This window comes from Streptomyces sp. NPDC059853 (assembly GCF_042731495.1).
Taxonomy (GTDB): domain Bacteria; phylum Actinomycetota; class Actinomycetes; order Streptomycetales; family Streptomycetaceae; genus Streptomyces.
The window spans coordinates 1-2,500 of sequence record NZ_JBHWJL010000481.1 but is presented as its reverse complement, the minus strand read 5'-3'; the positions used below and the strand labels follow the sequence as shown (position 1 = coordinate 2,500).

The window sequence follows — 2,500 nt, the reverse complement described above, 5'->3', positions numbered from 1 at the left end:
TCGACGTGGATCTCACCGACCGGGCCCGGGTGCGGCAGGAGGTGGACCGGCTCGCCGAACGCTGCGTCCAGCGGCTGCGCGAGCACGGCCGCTCCGGCCGCACCGTGGTGCTCAAGGTGCGCAGCCACGACTTCTCCACCCTGACCCGCTCCGACACCCTGCGCGGGCCGACCGACGATCCGGCGGTGGTGCGGGAGCTGGCCGCCCGGCTGCTGGAGGGGGTGGACACCACGGCCGGGGTGCGGCTGCTGGGGGTCGGCGTCACCGGACTGGCGGATTTCACCCAGGAGGACCTGTTCGCCCAGGCCAGCGCCACCGCGGAGGGCGAGGAGGACGGCCGGGCGGCGCCCGCCCCCGTGGCGGAGCCGGAGCAGGCCGCCGAGCCCGCCCCCGACCGCCGCTGGCTGCCGGGTCTGGACGTGACGCACACCGCCTACGGGCCGGGGTGGGTGCAGGGCAGTGGGGTCGGCCGGGTCACCGTGCGCTTCGAGACGCCCGGATCAGCCCCCGGCCGGGTGCGGACCTTCGGTGTGGACGATCCCCTGCTCAGCCGCTCGGCGCCGCTGCCGCTGGGCGGGGAGGGTCAGCGGTCCTCGTCCGGCGGCGAGGCCAGCCGGCCGAAGTCCTGATCGGGCGGTGCGGGCTGGTCGGGGCCCGCCGCCGGCACGTCGAGACCGTAGTGGTGGTAGAGCTGCAACTCCTGCTCCGGCGACAGATGCCGCCCCACCCCGAAGTCCGGGGCGTCCTTGATCAGCTCCCGGTCGAACGGCACCCGCAGGGCCTCGTCCACCAGTTCGCTGGGCTCCAGCGGGACGAACGCGTCCCGGCTGAAGAGTCCGGTGCGCACGGCCGCCCATTCGGGTGCACCGGTCGCGTCATCCAGATAGACCTCGTCCACCGTGCCGATCTTGGTTCCATTGCGGTCGAACGCCTTGCGCCCGATCAGGCTGCGGGGATCGATATCGGTCTGCACGGTTCCTCCCACGGGTCGTCACTGCCGGGCCGCACGCCCCTGCCCTTACGTAACGGCACATACCCGAAGCTGGCCAGTCGAGTGCTGCCGTCACCCGATGCCGGGGCTCCGCCTCCATGGTCGCAGTCGCGGGGCCGCTGGTAGGCTCGAAACGGTTGACGACCTCGTGCGGGAGAGTCCACCGGCTCCCGGGCCGGCGGCGCCGAAGGAGCAAATCCTCCCCGGAATCTCTCAGGCCCCAGTACCGCGCGGGGGAGACCACTCTGGAAAGCAGGGTGGCGGCCGGACACCCGTCCGGGCCCGCCCTCACCGACGGTGAAAGCCGTGCCGGTGCTCCGCTCGGGGCGCGGGCACGGTGAAGCTCTCAGGTCGAGATGACAGAGGGGGAGGCCGCAGCAGGCACCGCCCGGTGGTTGCGGGTCCCAGCGACCAGGAGGCCCCCCAAGATGTCGACACGTCCACTCCCGCTCAGCGCACTGGAGCAGGGCTCGCCCTTCGCGTCCCGCCACATCGGCCCGGACGCCGCCGACCGGGAGAAGATGCTCGCGCAGGTCGGTTTCGGCTCCCTCGACGAGCTGACCGCCGCCGCCGTCCCCGCCTCCATCGCCGGCACCGGCCCGCTGCGGCTGCCCGAGGCCCGCACCGAGGCCGCCGTGCTGGCCGAGCTGCGCGAGCTGGCCGACCGCAACCAGGTCCTCACCTCCATGATCGGCCTGGGCTACTACGGCACCTTCACCCCGCCGGTCATCCTGCGCAACGTCATGGAGAACCCGTCCTGGTACACGGCCTACACGCCCTACCAGCCGGAGATCTCCCAGGGCCGGCTCGAAGCCCTGCTGAACTTCCAGACCGTCGTCTCCGACCTCACCGGGCTGCCCACCGCCGGTGCCTCGCTGCTGGACGAGGGCACGGCCGCCGCCGAGGCGATGGCGCTCTCCCGCCGGGTCGGCAAGGTCAAGCAGGGCGTCTTCCTGGTCGACGCCGACACCCTGCCGCAGACCGTCGCCGTCCTGCGCACCCGCGCCGAACCGACCGGGGTCGAGGTGCTGGTGACCGACCTCTCCGCCGGTATCCCGCAGGAAGCCGCCGACCGGGGCGTCTTCGGCGTCCTGCTTCAGTACCCGGGCACCGGCGGCGCCGTGCGCGATCTCCGTCCGGTCATCGAGCGCGCCCACGAGCTGGGGGCGGTCGTCACCGTCGCCGCCGACCTGCTCGCCCTCACCCTGCTGACCTCCCCGGGCGACCTCGGCGCCGACATCGCGGTCGGCACCAGCCAGCGGTTCGGGGTGCCGATGGGCTTCGGCGGCCCGCACGCCGGCTACATGGCGGTGCGCGAGGCGTACGCCCGCAACCTGCCGGGACGGCTGGTGGGCGTCTCCCGCGACGCGGACGGCAAGCGCGCCTACCGGCTGGCCCTGCAGACCCGTGAGCAGCACATCCGCCGGGAGAAGGCCACCAGCAACATCTGCACGGCGCAGGTGCTGCTCGCCGTGATGGCCGGCATGTACGCGGTCTACCACCTGTCTC

2 protein-coding genes, 1 pseudogene and 1 riboswitch are annotated in these 2,500 nt (G+C 73.3%); of the genes and pseudogenes, 2 read left to right on the top strand and 1 reads right to left on the bottom strand.

Annotation, left to right across the window (positions count from 1 at the left end; all coding sequences use genetic code 11):
* Nucleotides 1-629 (top strand): annotated as a pseudogene (locus ACFV5N_RS27025) (DNA polymerase IV); the annotation flags it as partial.
* On the opposite strand, the gene ACFV5N_RS27020 reads toward ACFV5N_RS27025, so the two are convergent.
* Nucleotides 584-985, bottom strand: a complete 402-nt coding sequence (locus tag ACFV5N_RS27020; protein WP_385604924.1) for a PRC-barrel domain-containing protein — start codon at nucleotides 983-985, stop codon at nucleotides 584-586. The pseudogene ACFV5N_RS27025 and the gene ACFV5N_RS27020 sit on opposite strands and share 46 nt — an antisense overlap.
* A gap of 147 nt (nucleotides 986-1,132) precedes the next feature.
* A riboswitch (glycine riboswitch) is annotated at nucleotides 1,133-1,230 on the top strand.
* A gap of 189 nt (nucleotides 1,231-1,419) precedes the next feature.
* Here ACFV5N_RS27020 and ACFV5N_RS27015 point away from each other — a divergent pair.
* Nucleotides 1,420-2,500, top strand: a 1,081-nt coding sequence (locus ACFV5N_RS27015) for a glycine dehydrogenase (protein ID WP_385604922.1), incomplete at its 3' end; no start/stop codon positions are given.